This window comes from Mitsuaria sp. BK041 (assembly GCF_014193085.1).
Classification (GTDB): Bacteria; Pseudomonadota; Gammaproteobacteria; order Burkholderiales; family Burkholderiaceae_C; genus Roseateles.
The window spans coordinates 1,728,574-1,753,474 of sequence record NZ_JACHYT010000001.1 but is presented as its reverse complement, the minus strand read 5'-3'; the positions used below and the strand labels follow the sequence as shown (position 1 = coordinate 1,753,474).

Below are 24,901 nucleotides of genomic sequence, written 5' to 3'. Positions count from 1 at the left end.
CATTCCTTATGACTTCGGGGGGTTCTTGTTACTGAGGGGTCCGCAGCAGCGCCAGCACGGCATGCACGTCCGGCCGGTCCAGGTCGTCCGCCGGTTCCTTGCGGGCCAGCAGCAGGTCCAGCAGGTCGTTGTCGGACAGGTCCATCAACTGCCGCAGGCCTTCCGCGTGGAAGACGGTCAGCGCGCCTTCATGACGTTGGAAGAACCGCTCGATGAAGAGGTCATTCTCCAACAGCCCGCGGCGGCAACGCCACTTGAGCTTGGAGAGATCCCTCTCATCGATGAGGGTGTTGGTGTCCACGGCGTTCATGCGTGTGCGCGCTGCTGTCTCGCGGTGCGGGCCTCAGACGGCGCGACGCACCATCAGTTCCTTGATCTTGCCGATCGCCTTGGTCGGGTTGAGACCCTTCGGGCAGACGTCGACGCAGTTCATGATGGTGTGGCAGCGGAACAGGCGGTACGGATCCTCGAGGTTGTCCAGGCGCTCCGCGGTGGCCTGGTCGCGGCTGTCGGCGATGAAGCGGTAGGCCTGCAGCAGGCCGGCGGGACCGACGAACTTGTCGGGGTTCCACCAGAAGCTGGGGCAGCTGGTCGAGCAACTGGCGCACAGGATGCACTCGTACAGGCCGTTGAGCTCGTCGCGCTCCTCGGGGGACTGCAGACGCTCCTTCTCGGGCGGCGCTTCCTCGTTCACCAGGAACGGACGGATCGAGTTGTACTGCTTGAAGAACTGCGTCATGTCCACGATCAGGTCGCGGACGACGGGCAGGCCCGGCAGCGGCTTCAGGACGATGACGTCCGGCAGCGAGCGCAGGTTGGTCAGGCAGGCCAGGCCGTTCTTGCCGTTGATGTTCATCGCGTCGGAACCGCACACGCCTTCGCGGCACGAGCGGCGGAACGACAGCGACGGATCCACTTCCTTGAGCTTGAGCAGGGCGTCCAGCAGCATGCGTTCGTTGCCGGCGAGCTCCAGCTCGATGGTCTGCATGTAGGGCTTGGCGTCCTTGTCCGGGTCGTAGCGGTAGATCTTGAAGGTGCGCTTGATCATTTGAATGCTCCTGCGGCGCTCAGAAGGTACGAACCTTCGGCGGGACGCTCTCGACGGTCAACGGTTGGAGGTTGACCGGCTTGTAGGTCAGGCTGTTGGTCTTGGAGTGCCACAGCGTGTGCTTCATCCACTCCTTGTCGTTGCGGCCCAGCGGGAATTCCGCATCGTCCGGACCCCGCTCGTAGTCGTTGACGGTGTGGGCGCCACGGCATTCCTTGCGGGCGGCGGCGGACACGATGGTGGCCTGCGCGGCCTCGATCAGGTTGTCCACTTCCAGCGCCTCGACGCGGGCGGTGTTGAAGACCTTGGACTTGTCCTTCAGCGTGATGTTCTTCACCCGCTCGCGGATGGCGCCAACGGCGGTGACGCCCTCGTCCAGCAGCGCCTGGGTGCGGAACACGCCGGCGTGCGACTGCATCGCGGCGCGCAGGTCGTTGGCGACGTTCTGCGCGTACTCGCCGCCGGTGTTGGATTCCAGGCGGGCCAGGCGCGCCAGCGTCTGGTCGGCGGCGTCCTTGGGCAGCGGCTTGTGGGCCTTGCCGGCGGCCTTGAAGCCCTTGTGCGCCTCGACGATGTGGTTGCCGGCGGCGCGGCCGAAGACCACCAGGTCCAGCAGCGAGTTCGTGCCCAGGCGGTTGGCGCCGTGCACCGAGACGCAGGAGCACTCGCCCACCGCGTACAGGCCGTTGACCACGCTCTTGTGGTCCTCGCCCTTCTGGACGACGACCTGGCCGTTGACGTTGGTCGGGATGCCGCCCATCTGGTAATGGATGGTCGGCACGACCGGGATCGGCTCCTTGGTGATGTCGACGTTGGCGAAGTTGTGGCCGATCTCGAACACGGACGGGAGCCGCTTGAGGATGGTGTCGCCGCCCAGATGGGTCATGTCCAGCACGACATAGTCCTTGTTGGGACCGCAGCCGCGACCTTCCTTGATCTCCTGGTCCATGCAGCGCGAGACGAAGTCGCGCGGCGCCAGATCCTTCAGCGTCGGGGCGTAGCGCTCCATGAAGCGCTCGCCGTTGGCGTTGCGCAGGATCGCGCCCTCGCCGCGGCAGCCTTCGGTCAGCAGCACGCCGGCGCCGGCCACGCCGGTCGGGTGGAACTGCCAGAACTCCATGTCCTGCAGCGGGATGTCGGCGCGCGCCGCCATGCCCAGGCCGTCGCCGGTGTTGATGAAGGCGTTGGTCGAGGCCGCGAAGATGCGCCCTGCGCCGCCGGTGGCCAGCAGCACGGTCTTGGCTTCGAGGATGTGGATCTCGCCCGTCTCCATCTCCAGCGCGGTCACGCCGACCACGTCGCCCTCGGCGTCGCGGATCAGGTCCAGCGCCATCCACTCGACGAAGAAGTTGGTGCGGGCCTTGACGTTCTGCTGGTACAGCGTATGCAGCAGCGCGTGGCCGGTGCGGTCGGCCGCGGCGCAAGCGCGCTGGACCGGCTTCTCGCCGTAGTTGGCGGTGTGGCCGCCGAACGGACGCTGGTAGATCGTGCCGTCCGGGTTGCGGTCGAACGGCATGCCGAAGTGCTCGAGCTCGTAGACCACCTTCGGCGCTTCACGGCACATGAACTCGATGGCGTCCTGGTCGCCCAGCCAGTCCGAGCCCTTCACGGTGTCGTAGAAGTGGTAGTGCCAGTTGTCTTCCGACATGTTGCCCAGGCTGGCACCGATGCCGCCTTGAGCGGCCACGGTGTGCGAGCGGGTCGGGAAGACCTTGGACAGCACGGCCACGTTCAGGCCGGCGAGCGACAGCTGCAGCGACGCGCGCATGCCGGAGCCGCCGGCTCCCACGATGACGACGTCGAATTTGCGCTTGGGCAGCGAGGTTCCGATTTGCATTTCTTACAGCCTCCAGAGCACTTGGATCGCCCAACCCGCGCAACCCGTCAACCACACCAGCGTGAACACATGCAGCGCCAGCCGCACGCCCACCGGCTTCACGTAATCCATCCAGATGTCGCGCACGCCGACCCACGCGTGATACGCCAGCGAGACGATCAGGCCGAAGGTCAGGAACTTCATCCATTGCTTGCTGAAGATGCCGGCCCACAGGTCGTAGCCCAGCGGCTGGCTGGTGAACAGCACCTGCGCCAGCAGCACGAGGGTGAACAGCGCCATGAGCAGCGCGGTGGCGCGCTGGGCCATCCAGTCGCGCAGGCCGTAATGCGCACCGGTGACGATGCGCTTGCTTCCGTAGGTTGTCATTGTTGATTTGCCTCTTGGGTCAATCGTCGGGATTCATCCCGGTCGCGCGAGCCGAGCCGCGCGCCGGCGGCGGGATCAGTACAGGCCGAAGAGCTTGGCGCCGAGCGCGATCGTCAGCACGATGGACAGCACCAGCGTCACGATGGCGCTGCTCTTGCCTTGCTGCTTGCTGACGCTGTGGGTCGCATCCATCCACAGATGGCGCACGCCCGCGATGAAGTGGTGGAGGTAGCCCCAGATCAGGGCCAGCGCGACCAGCTTGATGAACCAGCCCGGCAGGAAACCGATGCCCGAGACGAAGGCCGCGGTGAAGGTTTCGTAAGAGATCTCCGACGTGAGGCTGGTGTCGAACATCCAGATCACGAACGGGAGCAGGAAGAACATCAGCAGGCCGCTGATGCGGTGCAGGATCGAGACGATGCCCGCCGGCGGCAGGCGATAGCCAACGATCTGCGTGACATGGATGTTGGTGTAGACCGGTCGATTCTTCTTGGTGGCTTGGGTGGCGTCCGTCATGTCCGACCTTGTAATCAATGTGAAACCCGAAGATTTTATGGCAACGCAACACCCCGGAAGGGTGTCCTGGGCGCATGTCGTTTTCATGCGGTGCCATGAAAACGTCATCGCCGCAACGCAAATGCATCAGTTCAGGTCGTTGCGATAGAAGTGATGAGTAGTGTTGTAGAGGCCGCGGCGCAACTCCACCGGCTTGTCGCCGTAGGTGAAGGCCAGACGCTCGACGCTCAGCAGCGGACTGCCGGGCGCCACCTGCAGCAGCGCGGCGGCGTCTTCCTCCGCCGCGACCGCCCGGATCTTTTCCTGCGCGCGAATCATCGGCACGCCGAATTCGGTTTCAAGCAGGCTGTAGAACGGCCCGCGATGCTCCAGCAGCCGCTCCGCCGTCAGCCCCTTGAACAGGGCGCCGGGCAGCCAGATGTCGTCCAGCACGACCGGCTGGCCGCCGCTGTGCAGCAGGCGGCGGATCTCGATGACCGGGTCGCCGGCGCGCAGCTGCATCAGCTTGGCGATGAAGGCCGGCGCGCGCTGGCGCTTGCAGTCCAGCAGCTGGCGCCCGAGCGACGCGGCGGCATCGCCGTCGGGCGTGAGGCGCAGGAAGCGGTATTGCTGCTGCTGTTCCGCATGGGTGGCGACGAAGGTGCCCTTCCCTTGCTTGCGGACCAGCAGGTTGTCGGCCGCGAGCTCATCGACGGCCTTGCGGACGGTGCCCTGGCTCACCCCGAAGCGGGCGGCCAGGTCCATCTCGCTGGGGATGGTCTCGCCCGCCTTCCACTCGCCGGCCTGCAGGCCCTTGAGGATCAGCCCCTTGATCTGGCGATACAGCGGGCTGAACGACGGCGCGGCTTCCGCGCGCGCCAGCTCATTGAGCGGCGTGACGGGGTGAACCGGGGCGGCGGGGGGCGACATGGGGCGCGATTCGAGCACAACTGCGGTGCGAGCGTCCATCCTGCGAGGGGAGTCCGAGGAGATTAGTCTTATATAAGACACAAGAGTGTCAGTTTCACGCAATGGTCGCCCGCTAATTTGGGGGCGACTCCCCACACCGGTGGGCGAAGAAGACCCTATCGCGATCCGTGCCGCCACCGTGCTGGCCTACACTTGCCGCCGCTGGCGCGGACCGCGCCTCCCGCATCATTCACTCGCACTTCCCCGGAGACTTCTGATGAGCAAGAAACCCGTTCGCGTCGCCGTCACCGGCGCCGCCGGCCAGATCGGCTACGCCCTGCTGTTCCGCATCGCCAGCGGCGAGATGCTGGGCAAGGACCAGCCCGTCATCCTGCAGCTGCTGGAGATCCCGGACGAGAAGGCCCAGAACGCGCTCAAGGGCGTGATCATGGAACTGGAAGACTGCGCCTTCCCGCTGCTGGCCGGCATCGAGGCCCACAGCGACCCGATGACCGCCTTCAAGGACACCGACTACGCGCTGCTGGTCGGCGCCCGTCCGCGCGGCCCGGGCATGGAGCGTTCGGACCTGCTGGCCGCCAACGCCCAGATCTTCACCGTGCAGGGCAAGGCGCTGAACGCCGTGGCCTCGCGCAACGTCAAGGTGCTGGTGGTCGGCAACCCCGCCAATACCAACGCCTACATCGCGATGAAGTCGGCCCCGGACCTGCCGGCCAAGAACTTCACCGCCATGCTGCGCCTGGACCACAACCGCGCCGCCTCGCAGATCGCCGCCAAGACCGGCAAGCCGGTCGCCGGCATCGAGAAGCTGGCCGTGTGGGGCAACCACTCGCCGACGATGTACGCGGACTACCGCTACGCCACCATCGACGGCCAGTCGGTCAAGGCCCTGATCAACGATGAAGAGTGGAACCGCACCACCTTCCTGCCGACCGTGGGCAAGCGCGGCGCCGCGATCATCGCCGCGCGCGGCCTGTCGTCGGCCGCCTCGGCCGCCAACGCCGCCATCGACCACATGCGCGACTGGGCCCTGGGCACCAACGGCAAGTGGGTCACGATGGGCATCCCGTCGGACGGCTCGTACGGCATTCCGAAGGAAGTCATGTTCGGCTACCCGGTGACCGTCGAGAACGGCGAGTACAAGATCGTCCAGGGCCTGGAGATCGACGCCTTCTCGCAAGAGTGCATCAACAAGACGCTGAACGAGCTGCTGGAAGAGCAGAACGGCGTCAAGCATCTGCTGTAAGCCGCGCGAGGGTCCGCAGGGGCCCGCGCACCGCTTCCGCTGAGCGACACTCGACGGGCCGGCCTTTCGCAAGAAGGCCGGCCCTTCTTCCTTCCAGAGTTCAACCCCTCCCGCCGTCATCGCATGAGCACGCTCCTCCACCCCGCCGACGCCCTGTTCGAAGACGGCCAGGCGCCCGTCGTCCTGCCGGTCGTCGACCATTACTGCGGCGTCGAGGCCCGCATGATCAAGAGCCTGGAGCTGCAGGCGCGGATGGGCCCGGTCTTCGACATCACGCTGGACTGCGAGGACGGCGCGCCCGTCGGCGGCGAGGCCGAGCACATGCTGCTGGTGCTGCACCTGCTCAACGGCTCGCTCAATGCGCATGGCCGCGTCGGCGTGCGCGTGCATCCGTTCAACCACCCGGCCTTCGAAGCGGACGTGGAGGCGGTCATCGCCGGCGGCGGCGAGAAGCTCGCCTTCCTGATGATCCCCAAGCCCGAAGGCATCGCGGACCTGGACCGCGCCATCGCCTTCATCGACGACTGCCTCAAGCGCCACGCGATCCGCAAGCCGCTGCCGCTGCACACGCTGATCGAGACCCACGGCGCGCTGCGCGACGTGATGGCGATCGCGGCACACCCGCGCATCGAGTCGCTGTCGTTCGGGCTGATGGACTTCGTGTCGGCGCATCGCGGCGCGATCCCGCGCTCCGCGCTGACGGTCGAGGGCCAGTTCACCCATCCGCTGGTGCGGCGCGCCAAGCTGTCCATCGCAGCGGCCGCGCATGCCTATGCGAAGACGCCGTCGCACTGCGTGGTGACCGAGTTCAAGAGCGAGCGCGCGATCCAGTCCGCCGCCGAGCGCGCGGCGCGCGAGTTCGGCTACACGCGGATGTGGAGCATCCATCCGAACCAGATCCAGCCCATCATCGATGCCTTCGCGCCGAGCGTGGCCGAGATCGACGAGGCCATCGAGATCCTGCAGGCCGCCCAGGCGGCGCAATGGGCGCCGATCCAGCACCGCGACATGCTGCATGACCGCGCCAGCTACCGCCTGTTCTGGCACCTGCTGCAGCGCGCGCATAGCACCGGACAGAACCTGCCGACGGAGGTCGCGCAGGCCTGGTTCGCGCCGCGGCCGTCGCCGCTTTGACGCGTCGACGCCGCAGTGGCGGGCCGGTCGCGCGTCGGGCGCAACAATGTGCAATCGCCCATCCGTGCAGCACTTCACGCGCCGCGGACCACCACGGCGAAAAAGCGGCGTCACGCCTCGCGCCGCGACGCGCACAACCGGTGAAGACCCTAGCGTCGATCAACGGTTTGACACATTAAATGCGGGTTTTGCGGGACGAGGCCGCGGTGACAATTGCGCATCGCCGCCTGTCGGCGTTTGTTTTTCGGCCACCTGCATCGGCTGGTGTTTCCAGGCCCCTCTTCCCCATTCCCAGAATGCGACTGACCGCCCTCCTCCTGTCCGGCGCCGCTGCCGCCGCGCTGACCCTGACCGCCGGCCTCGCCGCCGCTCAGCCCGACCCGAATGCCGGCAGCAAGGCCGCACCGGCCAAGGCCGCGAAGCCCGCCGCCGGCAAGTCGACGGCCAAGAAGCCCGCCGCCAAGACCCCGCCGCCCCCGCCCCCGCTGCCGGAGGCGAACGAGGAGCAACTGGCCGCCGCCAAGCGCGCCTACCTCGGCCTGTACGAGTGCGAATTCAAGCAGTCCGTCACCATCGCTCCCGATGAGAAGCACGCCGGCTACATCAACGTCGGCTTCAAGAAGGACACCTTCACGATGAAGCCGGTGCTGTCGTCGACCGGCGCCCTGCGCCTCGAGGACGTCACCGGCCGCACGCTGATGGTCCAGATCGCCAACAAGTCGATGCTGCTGGACGTCAAGGCCGGCCAGCGCCTGGTCGACGAATGCGTCCACCCGGAACAGCGCGCCGCCATCGAGGCCGCCCGCGCCGCGTCGGCGCCCGCCGGCCCCGGCCTGGGCATCGCGCCGAGCGCGAACTGAGCCTCGCGCCCCGACGAAGCCGCCCTCGAGGCGGCTTTTTCACGCCCGTCCGCCACCGCTTCCCCCAGCGCGGACCTCGGGCTTGCGCACGCCGGGCTGGATTTCGCGAGCCGAAAGTACGTACAATTCATGCATACTTTCCGATTCATACCGCACCGGCGACCGGCCGCGGGCGGTCATGAAATCGCCAAGGCCGTCGCCTAATCTCCCAGGATCGCCAGGAGCCCGCATGGAAGCCACCGTCGCCGAACGAGGTCAGATCACCCTGCCCAAGGCCGTGCGGGACGCCCTGGGACTGACCAAGGGCACCACCCTCAAGGTGGAACTCGACGGGGCCCGCATCATCCTGCGCAAGAACGTCGACGACGCCATCTCCCGCGCCCGCGGCCGTTTCAAGCTGCCCGAAGGCACCTCGACCGACGACGTCATGCGTGACCTGCGCGGTCGCACGCCGGACCAGTCCTTCGACGAACCCACCGACGCCTGATCCGATGATCGCCGTCGACAGCTCCGTTCTCATCGACCTCCTGGGCGACGCCCCCGGCGCCGACGCCGCCGAGGCCGCGCTGCGCCTGGCGCTGTCCAGCGGCCCGGTGGTGCTGTGCGACGTGGTGTTGGCCGAAGTCACGGCCGGTCTCGGGCACGGCTCGGAGGTGATGGACGCGCTCGAGGAGATGGGCCTGCGCTTTCTGGCCATCGACCAGCGCGCGGCGATCCGCGCCGGCGAGATGCAACGCAAGTTCAAGCAACGGCTGGCCGACAAGGGGGCGCCTTCCGGCGCGCCCGAGGCCGCCGCCACGCGGGCGATGCCCGACTTCCTGGTGGGCGCGCACGCGATGTTGCAGTGCGACGGCCTGATCACCCGGGACCAGGGCTTCTTCCGAGACTATTTCAAGGGCCTCAAGGTCATCGTGCCCAGCGCGCCGTGACCGCCGAGACCCGCTCTTTCGACCCAAGCAGAGACCACACTGGAGTTCGCATGCTGCAAGCCTATCGCCAACATGAAGCCGAACGCGCCGCGCTCGGCATCCCGCCGCTGCCGCTCGACGCGAAGCAAGTCGCCGAGCTGATCGAGCTCATCAAGACCCCGCCGGCCGGCGAGGAGGCCTTCCTGCTGGACCTGCTGACCCACCGCGTGCCGCCAGGCGTGGATGACGCCGCCAAGGTCAAGGCCAGCTTCCTGGCCGCCGTCGCGCACGGCGACCTGAAGGTGGGCCTGATCTCCAAGGCCAAGGCCACCGAACTGCTGGGCACCATGGTGGGCGGCTACAACGTGCATCCGCTGATCGAGCTGCTGGACGACGCCGAAGTCGCCGGCGTCGCCGCCGACGGTCTGAAGAAGACCCTGCTGATGTTCGACTACTTCAACGACGTCGCCGCCAAGGCCAAGGCGGGCAACGCCAAGGCCAAGGAAGTGATGCAGAGCTGGGCCGACGCCGAGTGGTTCACCTCGCGTCCGGAAGTCGAGAAGAAGATCACCGTCACCGTCTTCAAGGTGCCGGGCGAGACCAACACCGACGACCTGTCGCCCGCGCCCGACGCCTGGAGCCGTCCGGACATCCCGCTGCATTACCTGGCGATGCTGAAGAACACCCGCCCCGACGCGGCCTTCAAGCCCGAGGAGGACGGCAGGCGCGGCCCGATGCAGTTCATCGAGGACCTGAAGAAGAAGGGCCACGTCGTGGCCTACGTCGGCGACGTCGTCGGCACCGGCTCGTCGCGCAAGTCGGCGACCAACTCGGTGATCTGGGCCACCGGCCAGGACATCCCCTTCGTCCCCAACAAGCGCTTCGGCGGCGTGACGCTGGGCGGCAAGATCGCGCCGATCTTCTTCAACACGCAGGAAGACTCGGGCTCGCTGCCGATCGAGGTCGACGTGTCCAAGCTGGAGATGGGCGACGTCATCGACGTGTTGCCCTATGACGGCAAGCTGGTGAAGAACGGCGAGACCGTGGCCGAGTTCAAGCTCAAGAGCGACGTGCTGTTCGACGAAGTCCGCGCCGGCGGCCGGATCAACCTGATCATCGGCCGCTCGCTGACCGCCAAGGCGCGCGAGTTCCTGGGCCTGCCCGCCTCCACCCTGTTCCGCCTGCCGCAAGCCCCGGCCGCCTCGAGCGCCGGCTTCACGCTGGCGCAGAAGATGGTCGGCCGCGCGGTCGGCCTGCCGGAAGGCCAGGGCGTGCGTCCGGGCACCTACTGCGAGCCCAAGATGACGACGGTCGGTTCGCAGGACACGACCGGCCCGATGACCCGCGACGAGCTGAAGGACCTGGCCTGCCTGGGCTTCTCGGCCGACCTGGTGATGCAGTCCTTCTGCCACACCGCCGCGTATCCGAAGCCGGTGGACGTGAAGACGCACCGCGAGCTGCCCGCCTTCATCTCCAACCGCGGCGGCGTGTCGCTGCGTCCGGGCGACGGCGTGATCCACAGCTGGCTGAACCGCCTGCTGCTGCCCGATACCGTGGGCACCGGCGGCGACTCGCACACCCGTTTCCCGATCGGCATCTCCTTCCCGGCCGGTTCGGGCCTGGTGGCCTTCGGCGCCGCGACCGGCGTGATGCCGCTGGACATGCCGGAATCGGTGCTGGTGCGCTTCAAGGGCGAGATGCAGCCGGGCGTGACGCTGCGCGACCTGGTCCACGCGATCCCGCTGTACGCGATCAAGGCCGGTCTGCTGACCGTGGCCAAGGCCGGCAAGAAGAACATCTTCTCGGGCCGCATCCTGGAGATCGAGGGCCTGCCCGACCTGAAGGTCGAGCAAGCCTTCGAGCTGTCCGACGCCTCGGCCGAGCGCTCGGCCGCCGGCTGCACGATCAAGCTGAATCCGGCGCCGATCAAGGAGTACCTCACCTCCAACATCGTCCTGATGAAGAACATGATCGCCGACGGCTACGCGGACGCGAAGACGCTGCAGCGCCGCATCGAGAAGGTCGAGGCCTGGCTGGCCAAGCCGGACCTGCTGGAAGCGGACAAGGACGCCGAGTACGCCGCCGTCATCGAGATCGACCTGGCCGACATCACCGAGCCGATCGTCTGCTGCCCGAACGACCCGGACGACGCGAAGGTGCTGTCCGAAGTCGCCGGCACCAAGATCGACGAGGCCTTCATCGGCTCGTGCATGACCAACATCGGTCACTTCCGCGCGGCGGCCAAGCTGCTGGGCGGCCAGCGCGACATCCCGGTCAAGCTGTGGGTCGCGCCGCCGACCAAGATGGACCAGAGCGAGCTGATCAAGGAAGGCCATTACGCCGCCTTCGGCACCGCCGGTGCGCGCACCGAGATGCCGGGCTGCTCGCTGTGCATGGGCAACCAGGCGCAGGTCCGCGAGGGCGCGACGGTCATCTCGACCTCCACGCGCAACTTCCCCAACCGTCTGGGCAAGAACACCAACGTGTTCCTGGGCTCGGCCGAGCTGGCCGCGATCGCGTCCCGCCTGGGCCGCCTGCCGACCAAGGCGGAGTACCTCAAGGAAATGGGCGTCATCGATGCCGACAAGGCCAGCGTCTACCGCTACATGAACTTCGACCAGATCGAGGAATACGCGGAGACGGCGAAGTCGGTCGCCTGATCGGCCGGACCATCGCGGACCCCGGTCCGCGGCGACGCGGCGACGCGGGGGACGTCGAGTCCCCTGCCCCGCCAACGACAAGGGCCCGGAGGTGCGAACCTCCGGGCCCTTGTTCATGGTGAATCGACGGCGCGGACGGCGCGGGTCCGGTCCGGACGTCCAGCGGCCGCTGCTGCGCTGCTGCTCAACCGCCGATCACGCCGCAGGCGATGCGCGCGCCACCACCGCCCAGCGGGGCCGGATGGTCGGCGTGGTTGTCACCGCCGGCATGGACCATCAAGGCATGGCCCTTGACCTCGTCGAGCTTGGTCAGTCGCGGCGACAGCACCGGATTGATCGCCTGCCCGTCCTGCGCGACGAACAGCGGCGGCAGGTCGCCCAGGTGGCCGTCGCCCCAGGGCTCGCCATGGCGCTTGCTGCCCTTGGGATCGAAGTGCCCGCCCGCCGCGCCGGCCGGCGTCACCGTGCCGTTGGTCGTGGCGGGCCCGCAGGACGGGTTCTCATGCACATGGAAACCATGCAGGCCGGCGGGCAGCCCCGTGAGCTGCGGATAGAAGGCCAGGCCATACGGCGTCTCGACGATGCGCACCGTGCCCGCCGAGGCGCCGGCCCCATCGGGCTGCGCGATGGCGAGGTTCACCGTCAGTTCGGCGGCATGCGCGGCCGTCAGGGTGGCACCGGACACGATCAGGCCCAGGCACAGGGACTTGGCGACTTTCATTCGAAACTCCTCTTCGGATGGACGGGAAAAGCGACCGGGCCGACGACGGCCATCGGTCGGGGCACCGGCCGGCGGGGAAGACCGGCGATGCGCCCTGGGGTCGAATGATCGTGCAACGGCGCGTCGCGCGCACGCTAACGAAGCGACGCAGCAGCCGCGCAACACGCAGGGCAGCCAATCGTCGTCCGATGCTCACCGCTTGCTCACCCCGCGCTCACCCGGCCTTCACACCCGCCTCGGGATGAAGGCGAAAGCGCCACGTCAGAGCTCCACCTCGGAGCACCACGTCAGAGCACCCCTCGCAGCGCCTCGGCCCTCGCCAGATGCACCCGCACGCGGCTCTCCAGCCAGTTGTGACGGTGGCTGCCCGGCGGCGGCGCCAGGCGGTCGAGCAGTTGCGCGTAGCTCGCGCTGAGCGCCTCGAAGCCGCGATCCAGGCCGTCTTCATCGCGCGGGGCGATGGCGCCGGGCACGAGCGCCTCGATCGCCGGCGGCAGGCAGCAGCCCATCGCGGCCAGTTGGTGGGTCCGACGGAATTCGCCGGCCAGGCCGTCCACGAGCACGTCGGGACGCCGCACGCCGATGCGCCGCAGCCGCTGCTGCGCCGCCGGTGTCGCGCAGGACTGGCCGAGCTCGCGCAGTTGGACGAGCACCCGCACCCACAGCCCGCGCAGCGCCTGGCATGCCGCGTCGGCGCCCTCGACGCCGCCTTCGGACCGGCCGCTCCGCGCCGCGAGCACGCAGCGCTGGGCCGTCATGGCCAGCGCCGGGTCCAGGCGCGCAGCCCCGGCGCGACGCTCGCTTCGCGGTGCCAGTCCTTGCCGCCCGGGGCGGCGGGCCATCGCTTCGCCGCATCGCGGACGAGGTCGATGACGGCATCGAGGACAACATCGATGACCATGGCTGTCTCCTGCGGCCTGCGCCGTCTGCTTGTCGCGTCCCGGCCCGTCGAGGGACCGGGACCGGCGGCGAGGCTCCCCGCGCCGGACCTGCCGGCCGGGGGCGCCCCGCCGCCCCTTCATGGCGCGCTCATCGCGCCAGTCTTGTCACCCGCCGCTCAGGCGAGGTCGAAGCGGTCCAGGTTCATCACCTTCGTCCACGCGGCGACGAAGTCCCGGACGAACCGGCCCTGCGCGTCGGCGCTGCCGTAGACCTCGGCCAGCGCGCGCAACACCGAGTTCGAGCCGAACACCAGGTCCACGCGGGTGCCGGTCCAGCGCGGCTGCCCGGTCTCGCGATCCAGGCCTTCGAACACGTCGGGGTCCTGCGCGCTCGCGCGCCACTGGGTCGACATGTCCAGCAGGTGGACGAAGAAGTCGTTGGTGAGCACGCCAGGCCGGTCGGTGAAGACACCGTGCGACACGCCGCCGACATTGGCGCCGAGCACCCGCAGACCGCCGACCAGCGCCGTCATCTCGGGCGCGCCCAGCGTCAGCAGCTGCGCCTTGTCGACGAGCAGCTCCTCGGCCGAGACGGTGAAGCGGGCCTTCTGGTAGTTGCGGAAGCCGTCGGCGACGGGCTCCAGCACCGCGAAGCCCTCGACGTCGGTCTGCGCCTGCGAAGCGTCCGTGCGGCCCGGGGTGAACGGCACCACGACCGCATGGCCCGCGGCCTGGGCCGCCTGCTCGATCGCGGCAACACCGCCCAGCACGATCAGGTCGGCCAGCGAGACGCGCTTGCCGCCCGTCGCCGCCGCGTTGAAGTCGCGCTGGATGGTCTCGAGCGCCGACAGCACCTTGGCCAGTTGCGCCGGCTGGTTCGCTTCCCAGTCCTTCTGCGGCGCGAGGCGGATGCGCGCGCCGTTGGCGCCGCCGCGCTTGTCGGAACCGCGGAAGGTCGAGGCGCTGGCCCAGGCGGTCGACACCAGCTCGCTCACTGTCAGGCCGAACGCCAGGATCTGGGTCTTCAGCGCCGCGATGTCGGCCGCGTCGATCAGCGCGTGGTCGACGGCCGGCAGCGGGTCCTGCCAGAGCAGGTCCTCGGCCGGCACGTCCGGGCCCAGGTAGCGCGACTTCGGGCCCATGTCGCGGTGGGTCAGCTTGAACCAGGCGCGGGCGTAGGCATCGGCGAAGGCGGCCGGATCCTGATGGAAGCGGCGCGAGATCGGCTCATAGATCGGATCCATGCGCAGCGACAGATCGGCCGTCGTCATCATCGGCGCGTGCTTGCGCGACGGATCGTGCGCGTCCGGGATCATGTGCTCGGGCTTGACGTCCTTGGCCACCCACTGGTGGGCGCCCGCCGGACTCTTGGTCAGCTCCCACTCGTAGCCGAACAGCATGTCGAAGTAGCCGTTGTCCCAGGTGGTCGGATTCGGCTTCCACGCGCCCTCGATACCGCTGGTGGTGGTGTGCACGCCCTTGCCCGACTCGAACTGGTTGATCCAGCCCAGCCCCATCGCCTCGATCGGCGCGGCCTCCGGTTCCGGGCCGACCAGCTTCGGATCGCCGGCGCCGTGCGCCTTGCCGAAGGTATGGCCGCCGGCCACCAGGGCGACGGTCTCCTCGTCGTTCATGCCCATGCGGCCGAAGGTGTCGCGCACGTCACGGCCCGAGGCCACCGGATCGGGCTTGCCGTCCGGGCCTTCCGGGTTCACGTAGATCAGGCCCATCTGCACCGCGGCCAGCGGCTTCTGCAGCTCGCGCTCGCCGGTGTAGCGGCTGCCCGGCTTGTCGCTGGTGGCCAGCCATTCGGTTTCGGCGCCCCAGTAGACGTCCTCCTCCGGCGCCCAGATGTCCTCGCGTCCGCCGGCGAAGCCGAAGGTCTTGAAGCCCATCGATTCCATCGCGACGTTGCCCGCCAGGATCATCAGGTCGGCCCAGGAGATCCGCTGCCCGTACTTGCGCTTGATCGGCCACAGCAGGCGGCGCGCCTTGTCGAGGTTGCCGTTGTCGGGCCAGCTGTTCAGCGGCGCGAAGCGCTGGTTGCCGGCGCTGGCGCCGCCGCGGCCATCGGCCGTGCGATAGGTGCCGGCGCTGTGCCAGGCCATGCGGACGAACAGCCCGCCGTAGTGGCCCCAGTCGGCCGGCCACCAGGGCTGGGAATCGGTCATCAGCGCGGTCAGGTCGCGCTTGAGCGCCTCCAGGTCCAGGCGCTTGAATTCCTCGGCGTAGTTGAAGTCCTCGCCCATGGGATCGGACTTGGCCGAAAGCTGTCGCAGCACCGACAGGTTGAGCTGGTTGGGCCACCAGTCGCGGTTGGTCCGCGCCACCGGCGCGCTGCCATGCCCCATCACCGGGCACTTGCCTTGTTCACTCATCGCTTCTCCAGTTGTCTTGCTGCCGGCACCGCGTCGCCAGGATGTCGAGCCCTCCTCGACGCGGTGCTTCCTGTCCCCTGGAATGTCAGGGGTGGGGCGAGTATTTGCTATCGACAATCAGAGAGCCATTTGCAATTCCTAATGGCCTGGATAGCGGCAAGCTTGGAGAAGCCGGGCCTTGGTCACAGCCCCCGCACCATCTCCACGTGCGCGATCCCGGCTTCCTCGAACACCGGCCCGCGGCGCTGGAATCCGGCGCGCGTGTAGAACCCTTCGGCGCTGAGCTGCGCGTGCAGCAGCACCTCGCGGTAGCCCTGCTCGCGGCCGGCCTGCATCAGCGCGTCCAGGACCTGACGGCCGACGCGGCTGCCGCGCATCGGCGACAGCACCGCCATCCGGCCGATCTTGGCCACGCCCGGCACATGCTCCAGCAGCCGGCCCGTGGCCAGCGGCCGGCCCAGCCGGTTGTAGGCGACCGCGTGCGTGCAGCTCTCGTCGGCGGCGTCCCACTCCATGTCGGCGGGGATCTTCTGCTCCTCGACGAACACGGCCTGCCGGATGCGGTGCGCGTCCGCGCCCAGCGTCGCCCAGTTGCCCACGCGCGCCTCGGTCATCGGCTCGCCGCGCTCGAAGCCCAGCAGCAGCTCGCGCAGCGCCTGAGGCACTGCCTTGGGCACGCGCGCCACCGGATCGGCGAAGACATAGACCAGCTCGCCATGCACCAGGCACTCGTCGCCGCGGAACACCGCGCAGCTGACCGTCAGCGAGGTCGTGCCGACGCGCTCGGTGCGCACGCCGATGTCCAGCAGCTCGTCGTAATGCGCCGAGCCCAGGTATTCGATCGTCGACTTGCGCACGAACAGGTCGCCCTCGAGCGCCTGCATCGTCGGCGCGTAGGGCAGCGCCAGCGCGCGCCAGTAGCCGCCCACCGCGGTGTCGAAGTAGGTCAGGTAATGGCCGTTGAAGACGATCTGCTGCGCGTCGATCTCGGCCCAGCGCACGCGCAGGCGTTCGAAGAAGCGGAAGCGGTCGCGCGCGAGCGCGGAGGCGTTGGTGCTGCTCATGCGGAGGCCCCGGTGGGGGTCGTGGAGGTCGTGGAAGTCACGGGGGCGGTGGCCGGCGCCGGCAGGCCGAAGGCGGTCCGGAGCGCATCGGCGCAGGCGTCCAGCGCCTGCTCGGCTTCGGGGATGCTGCGACCCATCTTGATGAAGTCGTGGGTCACGCCGCGGTACAGCTCCAGCCGCACCGCGTTGCCGCGGGCGCGCAGCAGGTCGGCGTAGGCGATGCCCTCGTCGATCAGCGGATCGGCCTCGGCCAGGATGAAGCAGGCGGGCGCCAGGTCCTCGTGATCCTCGGCCTGCAGGGGCGCGAAGCGCCAGTCCTCGCGTCGCTCGGCCGGGATGTACTGGTTGAAGAACCAGGCGATGGTGTCGGCGTCCAGCAGGTGGCCCTTGGCGAAGCGGCGGTGCGAGTCGGTGTCCGCATGCGCCGTCGCCCCCGGCGTGATCAGCAGTTGCAGCGCGAGCGGGACGCCCAGCTGCGCGCGGATGTCGCGGGCATGCAGCGCGGTCACCGCGGCCAGCGTGCCGCCGGCGCTGTCGCCGCCGACGGCGATGCGCGCGCGGTCCAGGCCCAGCGACGGCGCGGCCTGCGCCAGCCAGGCGAGCGCGGCCCAGCAGTCGTCGACGGCGGCGGGGAACGGGTGGTCGGGCGCCAGGCGGTAGTCCACCGCGACGACCGCCGCGCCGCTGCGCAGCGCCAGCTGGCGGCACAGGCTGTCGTGGGTCTCCAGGCTGCCGATGACGAAGCCGCCGCCATGGAAATACAGCAGCACCGGCAGGCCGCGCGGATCGCGGGCGGCGGCATCCTCGCGCGTGACCGGGGCGTACAGGCGCACCGCGATGTCGCCGGCGGGACCGGGGATTGCCAGGTTCTCGATGCGCGGCAAGGGCGCCCGCGGCAGGTCCAGGATCTCCGCGCCCATCAGGTAGGCGATGCGCGCCTGCTTGGGCGAGAGGCTGTGGAAGGACGGGCGGTTGGCGCGGTGGATGCGCTCGAGCACCGCGGCCATCCGCGGTGTCAACAAGGTGCTACTCAACGGGAACTCCAGGGCGTAGGCTCAGCCGTTCGCCGAGCCGCAATCGCGGGATTTTCCCAGACAACGCGCGCCGTCGCCGAAGCGGCGCCAAGACCCGCCTTCCCCCTCGTCCACCTCCCGGCAGAAGGACTCCGCCCATGGCCCTGATCCAGTACCTCACCCACATCCATCTCGAGGTCGGCGCGCGCCGCGTGCTGGGCGCGGAATGCGCCCGTGCCGGCATCACGCGGCCGCTGATCGTCACCGACAAGGGCGTGCGCGCGGCCGGCGTGCTGGACCTGGTGATCGAGGCCTGGACCGCGTCCCCGATCGACGCCGCCGCCCTGCCCGTCTACGACGGCACCCCGCCGAATCCGACCGAGGCCGCGGTGCGCGAGGCCGCCGCGCTCTACCGCGCCCACGGCTGCGACGGGCTGATCGCGATCGGCGGCGGCTCCAGCATCGACCTGGCCAAGGGCGTCGCGATCGCGGCCACCCACGAGGGCCCGCTGACGGCGTACGCGACCATCCTCGGCGGCGCCGGCAACATCGGCCCGCAGGCCGCGCCGCTGATCGCCGTGCCGACCACCGCCGGCACCGGCTCCGAGGTGGCTCGCGGCGCGATCATCATCGTGGACGACGGCCGCAAGCTGGGCTTCCACAACTGGACGCTGATGCCGCGCTCGGCCGTCTGCGATCCGGAGCTGACGCGCAAGCTGCCCGCCGTGCTGACCGCCGCCACCGGCATGGACGCGATCGCGCACTGCATGGAGACCTTCATGTCGGCCGCCTTCAATCCGCCGGCCGACGGCATCGCGCTGGAGGGCCTGCGCCGCGGCTGGCGCCAGATCGAGCGCGCCACCACGCATCCCGACGACCTCGACGCCCGGCTCGACATGATGGCGGCCAGCACCATGGGGGCGCTGGCCTTCCAGAAGGGACTGGGCTGCGTGCATTCGCTGAGCCACGCGCTCGGCGGGCTGATGCCCAGGCTGCACCACGGCACGCTCAACGCGGTCTTCCTGCCGGCGGTGATCCGCTTCAACGGCATGCACGACTCGATGCGGCGCGACGACAAGATCGCCCGCATGGGCCATGCGATGAACCTGCAGGAAGGCACGCCGGCCGACGAGCTGGCTGGCGCGGTCAAGGCGATGAACCAGCGGCTCGGCCTGCCCTCGGGCCTGCGCGAGATGGGTGTGACGAACGAGCTGTACGACCAGATCGTCGAGCGCGCGCTGCATGACCACTGCCACAAGACCAACCCGCGCGAGGCTTCGGCCGGCGATTACCGCCGGATGCTGGACGAGTCGATGTGAGCCGCAGGCTAGCCTCGGGGGCTTTGACAAACAACCTACCAACTAGTAGAGTGCGACCCAGTTTCACGCGACGGCCTCCGCATTCATGACCATCGAGCTCTCCCCGAAAGCCGCCGAGATCGCCGCCCACACGCGGGCGCTGCTGGTCGCCGGCGGCTACAACAGCTTCAGCTATGCCGACCTGGCCGAGCGGGTGGGCATCACCAAGGCCAGCATCCACCATCACTTCCCGAGCAAGGCGGCGCTGGTGCAGACGGTGGTCGCGCGTTACCGGGAGGAAGCGCGGCAAGGGCTCGCCTCGCTGGAGCGGCAGTTCGACGATCCGCTGTCCGAGCTCAACGCCTATGCGGACTACTGGGCCGGCTGCATCCGCAGCGGCGAGCATCCCTTCTGCATCTGCGCGATGCTGGCCACCGAGATGCCGACCATTCCCGAGGACGTGGCCGCCGAGGTACGCGCCCATTTCCACGACCTGAACGCCTGGCTGGCGTCGGTGCTCACCCGCGGCGTCGGGGCCGGCCAGTTCCACCTGCTCAACAGCCCCGCGATCTCGGCGCGCTCGTTCATGGCGGTCGTGCACGGCGCGATGCTGGTGGCGCGGGCGCTGGACGACCCCAAGTCCTTCGCCGCCATCGTGCAGCCGGCGATCCTCAAGCTGACCCAGCCCGCCTGACGGGCGATTCACCGCGGGCGGCTTCGGCCGCCCTTCTTTCGCGCCATCAATCTACCAACTAGTAGATCGCACTTTCATCACCTGCTTCAACGAGGTCCCCATGCCCCACCCGCTTTCATCGCTCGGCATCGCGCACACCCTGATCAGCCTGATCCCGCTCGTCGCGGGCCTGCACGGCTTCGCGCGCAGGCGTCGCATCGAGCCCTCCACGCGCTCCGGCCAGGTCTATCTCGCCGGACTGACGCTGTCGGTGTTCACCGCCTTCGGGCTGTCGAGCGTCACCGGCATCAATCCCGGTCACGTGCTGGGCGTGCTGGCCCTGCTGGCGGCGTTCGGCGGCACCTGGGTCGCGCCGCGGCTGGGTGTCCTCGGCCGGCTGAGGCCCTATGCGCAGACCTTCGGCCTCTCGTTCAGCTTCTTCCTGCTGCTGGTGCCCGGCATCAACGAGACGCTGACACGGCTGCCGGTCGCGCATCCGCTGGCCACCGGTCCGGACGATCCGGTGGTGAAGGCGGTGCTGCTGGGCTGGCTGCTGGCGTTCGCGGTCGGCTTCGCGCTGCAGGGGCTGGCGATCCGGGCGGAGAACCGCGCCGGCAGCCGGTGATGACGAGCTGGACCCTCGCTCGACCACGCGCGAGCGCGCGGGGCGGCGCTCAGTTGCCGGGCCGGCTCCTGGACTTGTAGCTGGAGCCCGGCGGCGTCCAGAACACCGCGCCGACCGAGGTCTCGTTCAGATGCGGCGGCAGGCCGCGCGCCTCGAGCTGCTCCCGCACGCCGTCCAGGCCGGTCTCGGAGTCGATGATGTAGCCCTCCTCCAGCACGTCGCCGTAGTTGGCCTCGGTGTTGCTGACCGCCAGCTCGACCAGGTCGCCGAGCTCGCCGCCGTCGAGCGACCAGACATGCACGTCCTGGTCGGTGGCATAGGTCTTGATCCGCCACGCGGCGCCGTTGGAGGCGAAGAACTGGATGGTGTCGAAGGTGTCCTCGGTCGCCGGCTCCTCGGAGTTGGCGACGTAGCTGCTCTGGATGGCGAGACGGAAGAGGATGAGCTGGGTGGTCATGCGCGGCGGTAGGCGGGAGCGATGAGGCTGGATCGTACCGGGCGCCCGTGCGGCCGCGCGCCGCGCCGCCGTGTCGTCGCGCCGCTGTGGCGTCATGGCCTCGTGGCGCCGTCAGCGTCCCGGATTACGCTCGGGGCCATGACTTGCCCTGGATCGCTCTCCCGCCGCGGCCTGCTGCAGGCCGCTCTCGTCGCCGGCTGCGCGCCGGCGCTGCTGCGGCACGCCGATGCGGCCGCCGAGCCGCTGTTCGCGCTCGGCGTCGCCTCCGGCAGTCCGCGCGCCGACCGCGTGGTGCTGTGGACGCGGCTCCTCGGCGAGGCCCTGCCGGCGACGGTGCCGGTGCACTGGGAGCTGGCGCAGGACGAGGCCTTCCGGACCGTGGTCGCGCGCGGCATCGAGCACGCCGAGCCCGGCACCGCCCACAGCGTGCATGCGGAGCCCGCCGGCCTGCGCCCGGACCGCTGGTACTGGTATCGGTTTCGCGCCCTGGGGCAGCAGAGCCCGGCTGGCCGCACCCGCACCGCGCCGGCGGCCGACGCGATGCCGGCGGCCCTGCGCTTCGCCATCGCGTCCTGCCAGCGTTTCGACCACGGCGAGTACGCGGCCTGGGGCGACATGGCGAGGCAGGACCTCGACCTGGTGCTGTTCCTGGGCGACTACATCTATGAATACGCCACGCCGCACGATGCCCGCGTGCCGCGGCGCCACCATGGGCCGCAGTGCCGCAGCCTGGCCGACTACCGCGACCGCTACGCCCAGTACAAGCGCGACCCGCAGCTGCAGGCGATGCATGCGAACGCGCCCTGGATCCTGACCTGGGACGACCACGAGGTGCAGAACGACTGGGCCGGCGACGTGTCGCAGGACCTGGCGCCGGACTTCCATCAACGTCGCGTCGCCGCGGCGCAGGCGTACTGGGAGCACCAGCCCTTCCCGGCATCGATGCGGCCCAAGGGCGTGGACATCGCGCTCAGCCACCGCGTCGACTGGGGCCGACTGGCGCGGCTGATCACCCTCGACGATCGCTCCTGGCGCGATCCGCAGGTTTGCCCCAAGCCCGGCCGCGGCGGCTCCAACACCGTGAACGTGAAGGGCTGTCCAGAGCTCCTGGACACGCGCCGCACGCTGCTGGGCGGGCCGCAGGAGCAATGGCTGCGCGACAGCTGGGACGCCACGCGGCCGTGGAACCTGCTGGCGCAGCAGACCCTGATGGCGCGCTTCAACCGGCAGGATCCGGCGCAGGGGCCGGGGCGCTACTGGACCGACGGCTGGGACGGTTATCCCTTCGCGCGCGAGCGCCTGCTGCGCGACCTCCAGGCGCGGCGCGTGCCCAACACGGTGGTGCTGGGCGGCGACGTCCACGCCAACTACGTGGCCGACCTGAAGCTGGACTGGGACGACGAGCGGGCGCCTGTGCTGGCCAGCGAGTTCTGCGGCACCTCGATCTCCAGCCACGGCGCGGAGCAGTCGCAGCTGGACAAGGCCCTGCCCTTCAATCCGCACCTGCGCTACGGCCGCAGCGACCAGCGCGGCTACATGCGTTTCGAGCTGAGGGTGGACCGGCTCGATGTCGAGCTGCGCGGCGTGGCGTCGCCGTGGGATGCGAAGAGCCCGGTGTCGACCGCGGCGCGCTTCGTCGTCGAGGCGGGGCGACCGGGCGCGCAGGCAGCCTCCTGAGGCGCAGCGACGGGACGCCGATCGCCCCCGCGGCGTCGCCGTGCTTCCTCGGCGCGCGAAACAAACTCGGTACACTCCGCCCCGCTCGCGGCCCGGGAGCGATGGTCCGCCCCACCCGCCGCCAGCGCCCTCCGCCACCGACGCGGAGCGCGAGCCAGCCAGGCCCGTCCACGACGCGGCCATCCGCACAGCCAGCCAACGCCTCGATCGCGGCCTCGATGCCGCCGCCGGTCCCGTCCTCGCGGGGCCGGCTGATCTGCCGTGTCTTGCTCGCTGACGCCATGCAACGCGGATTCCTCCACCCCGTGCGCCGTGCGTGTCCCGCGCCGGCGTCCCGTTGCCGTCGACGTCCATGTCCTTCCGTCTCCATCGTCGTTCCACGCTGCCGCGCCCGTGCGCGCCCGCCCAGCATCCCGTCGCTATCGCCGTGTTCATCGCGCTGAGCGTGCACGGCCCCATCGCCCTTGCCCAGACGCCGTCGGCGTCCGCGTCCCAGTCCGGCGGCCCTGTGGCAACCAGTGGCCCTGTGGCACCCGGCGGCACCGCCGCGCCGGCCGCGCCTGCCGATGCCGCCTCGGAGGCCGAGCCGCGCCGCATGGACTCGGTCGTGATCTACGGCAGCGTCCAGCGCGACACCGGCTTCGCGCCGACGCAGGGCATCACCGCCGGCAAGGCCGAGATGCGCCTGCTCGAGACCCCGCGCTCGATGAGCGTCGTGACCCGCGAGGTGATGGACTCGCGCCAGATCACCAACCTGCAGCAGGCGCTGCAGACGGTGCCCGGCGTGAGCCCGGTGAACTTCGGCCGCCGAGGCTTCGACGACATCAACATCCGCGGCTTCCGCTCCACCGAGTCCATCCTGATCGACGGCCTGGTGCAGAGCCCCGGCATGTGGACGCGCCTGACCAGCTACGCCTACGAGCGCTTCGAGGTGCTCAAGGGCGCGTCCTCGATCCTCTACGGCCAGGTCCAGCCCGGCGGCCTGGTCAATGCGGTCAGCAAGCGGCCCGAGACAGTACGCCGCCTCGATGGCGGCATCGACATCGGCAGTTTCAACAGCCGCACGCTGTCCGCCGACATCAACGAGCCGCTCTCCGCCAACGGCCGCACCGCACTGCGCATCACCGCGCAGACCTCCGACGGCGACGACGCCACCGACCAGGTCTGGCGCAAGGACCGCTGGATCTCGCCGTCGCTGTCGATCGACTTCGGCCGTGACACCGAGGTCGTGATCTTCAGCAGCTACTCGCACAGCCAGTGGATCCGCCAGCAGGGCACGACGCCCTACGGCACGCTGCTGCCCAATCCCAACGGCACGGTGGACCGCCGGATGTTCACCGGCGATACCGCCTTCGGCGGCTACGACGTCGAGCAGAAGACCCTGGGCTACAGCCTGGAGCACCGCTTCGATCCGGCGCTGACGCTGCGCCAGGGCGTGCGCTACGAGGAGGAATCGGGCACCGGCAACTTCGTCGCGCTGCAGGCGCTGCAAGCCAATCGCCGTCTGCAGAATCGCTCGGCGACGCGGCAGTACCTGGACTACGACCTGCTCGCCACCGACACCTCGCTGCTCTACCGGGCGGACACCGGGCCGGTCGCGCACCAAGTGGTCGTCGGCCTGGACGCGCGCCGCGGCCACAGCCGCCAGGGCTCGCGCGCCTGCACGATCGCGCCGCTGGACCTGTTCAATCCGCAGTACGGCATGCCGGCCACCTGCCCCGCCAACCTGACCGCCTTCGCGCCGTCGACGCTGACGGTGGCGGGCCTCTACCTGCAGGACCAGATGAAGTTCGGCGCCGGCTGGACCGCGCTGGTGGGCCTGCGCCGCGACCATTCGCGCGAGCGGCTCGAGGACCGCGTCCGCAACACGCAGTCGCTGAAGACCGACGCGGCCACCGTCGGCAGCGCCGGTCTGGTCAAGGAGTTCCTGCCCGGCTGGTCCACCTACGTCAGCTGGTCCGAGTCCTTCCTGCCGGTCAGCGGCCAGGACTTCGACGGCCGGGGCTTCGTGCCCGAGACCGGCAAGCAGTGGGAATGGGGCCTGAAACACGAATCGGCGGACGGTCGGCTCACCGGCTCGCTGGCGGTGTTCGACCTCAAGCGGCGCAACGTCACAACCTCGGATCCGGTCAACACCGGCTTCAGCGTGCAGACCGGCGAGCAGCAGTCGCGCGGCGTTGAACTCGAGGTGGGCGCCCGGCTCAAGGACGGACTGAGCCTGACCGCCGGCTACGCCTACACCGACGCGCGGGTCACGCGCGACAACAACGCCGCGATCCTCGGCAAGCCGATCAACCTGCAGCCGCTGCATGCGGCGACGCTGTGGGCGCTGTACAAGCCGACCGGGCTGCCGAACTGGACCTTGGGCCTCGGAGGTCGCGCGGTGAGCCGCCAACGCGGCAGCCTGCCCTTCGCGCTGCCCGGCTACGCGGTCGTCGATGCGAGCGTCGGCTACGCCGGCCCGGCCTGGCGCGTCAATGCGGGCTTGAAGAACCTGCTCGACAAGGACTACTTCGACGGCGCCATCAACGCCAACGTGGTTTCGCCGGCGCTGGGCCGCACCTGGACGCTGAGCCTGCAGCTCAGCTACTGAGCTACTCAGCTCTTGAGCCTGGCGAGCGCGGCAACGCTGG

The 24,901-nt window shown here is 69.4% G+C and carries 24 protein-coding genes; 11 read left to right on the top strand and 13 right to left on the bottom strand.

What is annotated here, in order from left to right; translation table 11 throughout:
- Positions 1 to 28: 28 nt before the first annotated feature.
- The 6 genes from FHT38_RS07625 to FHT38_RS07600 form a co-directional block, all read right to left on the bottom strand.
- Positions 29 to 310 carry a succinate dehydrogenase assembly factor 2 gene (locus FHT38_RS07625; RefSeq protein ID WP_091724156.1) on the bottom strand — a complete coding sequence of 94 codons (282 nt, stop codon included), beginning with the start codon at positions 308 to 310 and terminating at the stop codon, positions 29 to 31.
- 33 nt (positions 311 to 343) lie between these two features.
- Complete coding sequence (locus FHT38_RS07620) at positions 344 to 1,048, bottom strand: succinate dehydrogenase iron-sulfur subunit (protein ID WP_091724154.1); 705 nt, start codon at positions 1,046 to 1,048, stop codon at positions 344 to 346.
- A gap of 19 nt (positions 1,049 to 1,067) precedes the next feature.
- Positions 1,068 to 2,885, bottom strand: a complete 1,818-nt coding sequence (sdhA, locus tag FHT38_RS07615; RefSeq protein ID WP_183491054.1) for a succinate dehydrogenase flavoprotein subunit — start codon at positions 2,883 to 2,885, stop codon at positions 1,068 to 1,070.
- Between the two features lie 3 nt (positions 2,886 to 2,888).
- Positions 2,889 to 3,251 (bottom strand): succinate dehydrogenase, hydrophobic membrane anchor protein, encoded by a 363-nt coding sequence (gene sdhD, locus FHT38_RS07610; protein WP_091724149.1) that lies wholly within the window; start codon positions 3,249 to 3,251, stop codon positions 2,889 to 2,891.
- A 75-nt stretch (positions 3,252 to 3,326) separates the two neighbouring features.
- Positions 3,327 to 3,767: a succinate dehydrogenase, cytochrome b556 subunit gene (gene sdhC, locus FHT38_RS07605; protein ID WP_091724147.1), complete on the bottom strand. Its 441-nt coding sequence runs from the start codon at positions 3,765 to 3,767 to the stop codon at positions 3,327 to 3,329.
- Positions 3,768 to 3,893: 126 nt separating this feature from the next.
- Positions 3,894 to 4,676, bottom strand: a complete 783-nt coding sequence (locus tag FHT38_RS07600) for a GntR family transcriptional regulator (RefSeq protein WP_091724144.1) — start codon at positions 4,674 to 4,676, stop codon at positions 3,894 to 3,896.
- Between the two features lie 256 nt (positions 4,677 to 4,932).
- On the opposite strand from FHT38_RS07600, the gene FHT38_RS07595 reads away from it, so the two are divergent.
- The 6 genes from FHT38_RS07595 to acnB all read left to right on the top strand — a co-directional run bounded on the left by FHT38_RS07595 (position 4,933) and on the right by acnB (position 11,481).
- Positions 4,933 to 5,919 (top strand): malate dehydrogenase, encoded by a 987-nt coding sequence (locus tag FHT38_RS07595; protein WP_091724143.1) that lies wholly within the window; start codon positions 4,933 to 4,935, stop codon positions 5,917 to 5,919.
- Between the two features lie 123 nt (positions 5,920 to 6,042).
- The gene (locus FHT38_RS07590; protein ID WP_183478965.1) at positions 6,043 to 7,053 is read left to right on the top strand and encodes a CoA ester lyase; all 1,011 of its coding nucleotides are present in this window, start codon (positions 6,043 to 6,045) and stop codon (positions 7,051 to 7,053) included.
- A 296-nt stretch (positions 7,054 to 7,349) separates the two neighbouring features.
- On the top strand, positions 7,350 to 7,913 hold the full coding sequence (locus FHT38_RS07585) for a hypothetical protein (RefSeq protein WP_091724141.1): 564 nt from the start codon (positions 7,350 to 7,352) through the stop codon (positions 7,911 to 7,913).
- Positions 7,914 to 8,142: 229 nt separating this feature from the next.
- Positions 8,143 to 8,400 carry an AbrB/MazE/SpoVT family DNA-binding domain-containing protein gene (locus tag FHT38_RS07580; RefSeq protein ID WP_147242052.1) on the top strand — a complete coding sequence of 86 codons (258 nt, stop codon included), beginning with the start codon at positions 8,143 to 8,145 and terminating at the stop codon, positions 8,398 to 8,400.
- A gap of 4 nt (positions 8,401 to 8,404) precedes the next feature.
- Positions 8,405 to 8,842 carry a type II toxin-antitoxin system VapC family toxin gene (locus FHT38_RS07575; RefSeq protein ID WP_091724139.1) on the top strand — a complete coding sequence of 146 codons (438 nt, stop codon included), beginning with the start codon at positions 8,405 to 8,407 and terminating at the stop codon, positions 8,840 to 8,842.
- A gap of 50 nt (positions 8,843 to 8,892) precedes the next feature.
- Complete coding sequence (gene acnB, locus FHT38_RS07570) at positions 8,893 to 11,481, top strand: bifunctional aconitate hydratase 2/2-methylisocitrate dehydratase (protein WP_183491052.1); 2,589 nt, start codon at positions 8,893 to 8,895, stop codon at positions 11,479 to 11,481.
- Positions 11,482 to 11,665: 184 nt separating this feature from the next.
- Here the strand turns inward: acnB and sodC are convergent, their stop codons facing one another.
- The 6 genes from sodC to FHT38_RS07540 all read right to left on the bottom strand — a co-directional run bounded on the left by sodC (position 11,666) and on the right by FHT38_RS07540 (position 17,532).
- Positions 11,666 to 12,202, bottom strand: coding sequence for a superoxide dismutase family protein (gene sodC / locus FHT38_RS07565; RefSeq protein ID WP_183491050.1), 537 nt, complete (start codon positions 12,200 to 12,202; stop codon positions 11,666 to 11,668).
- A 287-nt stretch (positions 12,203 to 12,489) separates the two neighbouring features.
- Complete coding sequence (locus FHT38_RS07560; RefSeq protein ID WP_091724134.1) at positions 12,490 to 12,960, bottom strand: hypothetical protein; 471 nt, start codon at positions 12,958 to 12,960, stop codon at positions 12,490 to 12,492.
- A complete protein-coding gene (locus FHT38_RS07555; RefSeq protein WP_175538215.1) occupies positions 12,957 to 13,103 on the bottom strand; it encodes a hypothetical protein in 147 nt (48 codons plus the stop codon). The genes FHT38_RS07560 and FHT38_RS07555 overlap by 4 nt, the downstream gene beginning before the upstream one ends.
- Before the next feature lie 156 nt (positions 13,104 to 13,259).
- Positions 13,260 to 15,461: a catalase/peroxidase HPI gene (katG, locus tag FHT38_RS07550; RefSeq protein ID WP_183491048.1), complete on the bottom strand. Its 2,202-nt coding sequence runs from the start codon at positions 15,459 to 15,461 to the stop codon at positions 13,260 to 13,262.
- 182 nt (positions 15,462 to 15,643) lie between these two features.
- On the bottom strand, positions 15,644 to 16,525 hold the full coding sequence (locus tag FHT38_RS07545; RefSeq protein WP_183491046.1) for a YbgC/FadM family acyl-CoA thioesterase: 882 nt from the start codon (positions 16,523 to 16,525) through the stop codon (positions 15,644 to 15,646).
- The gene (locus tag FHT38_RS07540) at positions 16,522 to 17,532 is read right to left on the bottom strand and encodes an alpha/beta hydrolase (protein WP_091724126.1); all 1,011 of its coding nucleotides are present in this window, start codon (positions 17,530 to 17,532) and stop codon (positions 16,522 to 16,524) included. The genes FHT38_RS07545 and FHT38_RS07540 overlap by 4 nt, the downstream gene beginning before the upstream one ends.
- Before the next feature lie 164 nt (positions 17,533 to 17,696).
- Here FHT38_RS07540 and FHT38_RS07535 point away from each other — a divergent pair, with 164 nt between their 5' ends.
- From FHT38_RS07535 to FHT38_RS07525, 3 genes are all read left to right on the top strand, one after another.
- Positions 17,697 to 18,857: an iron-containing alcohol dehydrogenase gene (locus tag FHT38_RS07535; RefSeq protein ID WP_183491044.1), complete on the top strand. Its 1,161-nt coding sequence runs from the start codon at positions 17,697 to 17,699 to the stop codon at positions 18,855 to 18,857.
- 85 nt (positions 18,858 to 18,942) lie between these two features.
- Positions 18,943 to 19,530 carry a TetR/AcrR family transcriptional regulator gene (locus FHT38_RS07530; RefSeq protein ID WP_183491042.1) on the top strand — a complete coding sequence of 196 codons (588 nt, stop codon included), beginning with the start codon at positions 18,943 to 18,945 and terminating at the stop codon, positions 19,528 to 19,530.
- 100 nt (positions 19,531 to 19,630) lie between these two features.
- On the top strand, positions 19,631 to 20,134 hold the full coding sequence (locus FHT38_RS07525) for a hypothetical protein (RefSeq protein WP_183491040.1): 504 nt from the start codon (positions 19,631 to 19,633) through the stop codon (positions 20,132 to 20,134).
- Positions 20,135 to 20,183: 49 nt separating this feature from the next.
- Here the strand turns inward: FHT38_RS07525 and FHT38_RS07520 are convergent, their stop codons facing one another.
- Positions 20,184 to 20,591, bottom strand: coding sequence for a hypothetical protein (locus FHT38_RS07520; RefSeq protein WP_183491038.1), 408 nt, complete (start codon positions 20,589 to 20,591; stop codon positions 20,184 to 20,186).
- Positions 20,592 to 20,729: 138 nt separating this feature from the next.
- Here FHT38_RS07520 and FHT38_RS07515 point away from each other — a divergent pair, with 138 nt between their 5' ends.
- Together FHT38_RS07515 and FHT38_RS07510 are read left to right on the top strand one after the other, a co-directional pair.
- Positions 20,730 to 22,268: an alkaline phosphatase gene (locus FHT38_RS07515; RefSeq protein WP_183491036.1), complete on the top strand. Its 1,539-nt coding sequence runs from the start codon at positions 20,730 to 20,732 to the stop codon at positions 22,266 to 22,268.
- A 595-nt stretch (positions 22,269 to 22,863) separates the two neighbouring features.
- On the top strand, positions 22,864 to 24,861 hold the full coding sequence (locus tag FHT38_RS07510) for a TonB-dependent siderophore receptor (protein WP_255488625.1): 1,998 nt from the start codon (positions 22,864 to 22,866) through the stop codon (positions 24,859 to 24,861).
- Positions 24,862 to 24,901 lie beyond the last annotated feature (40 nt).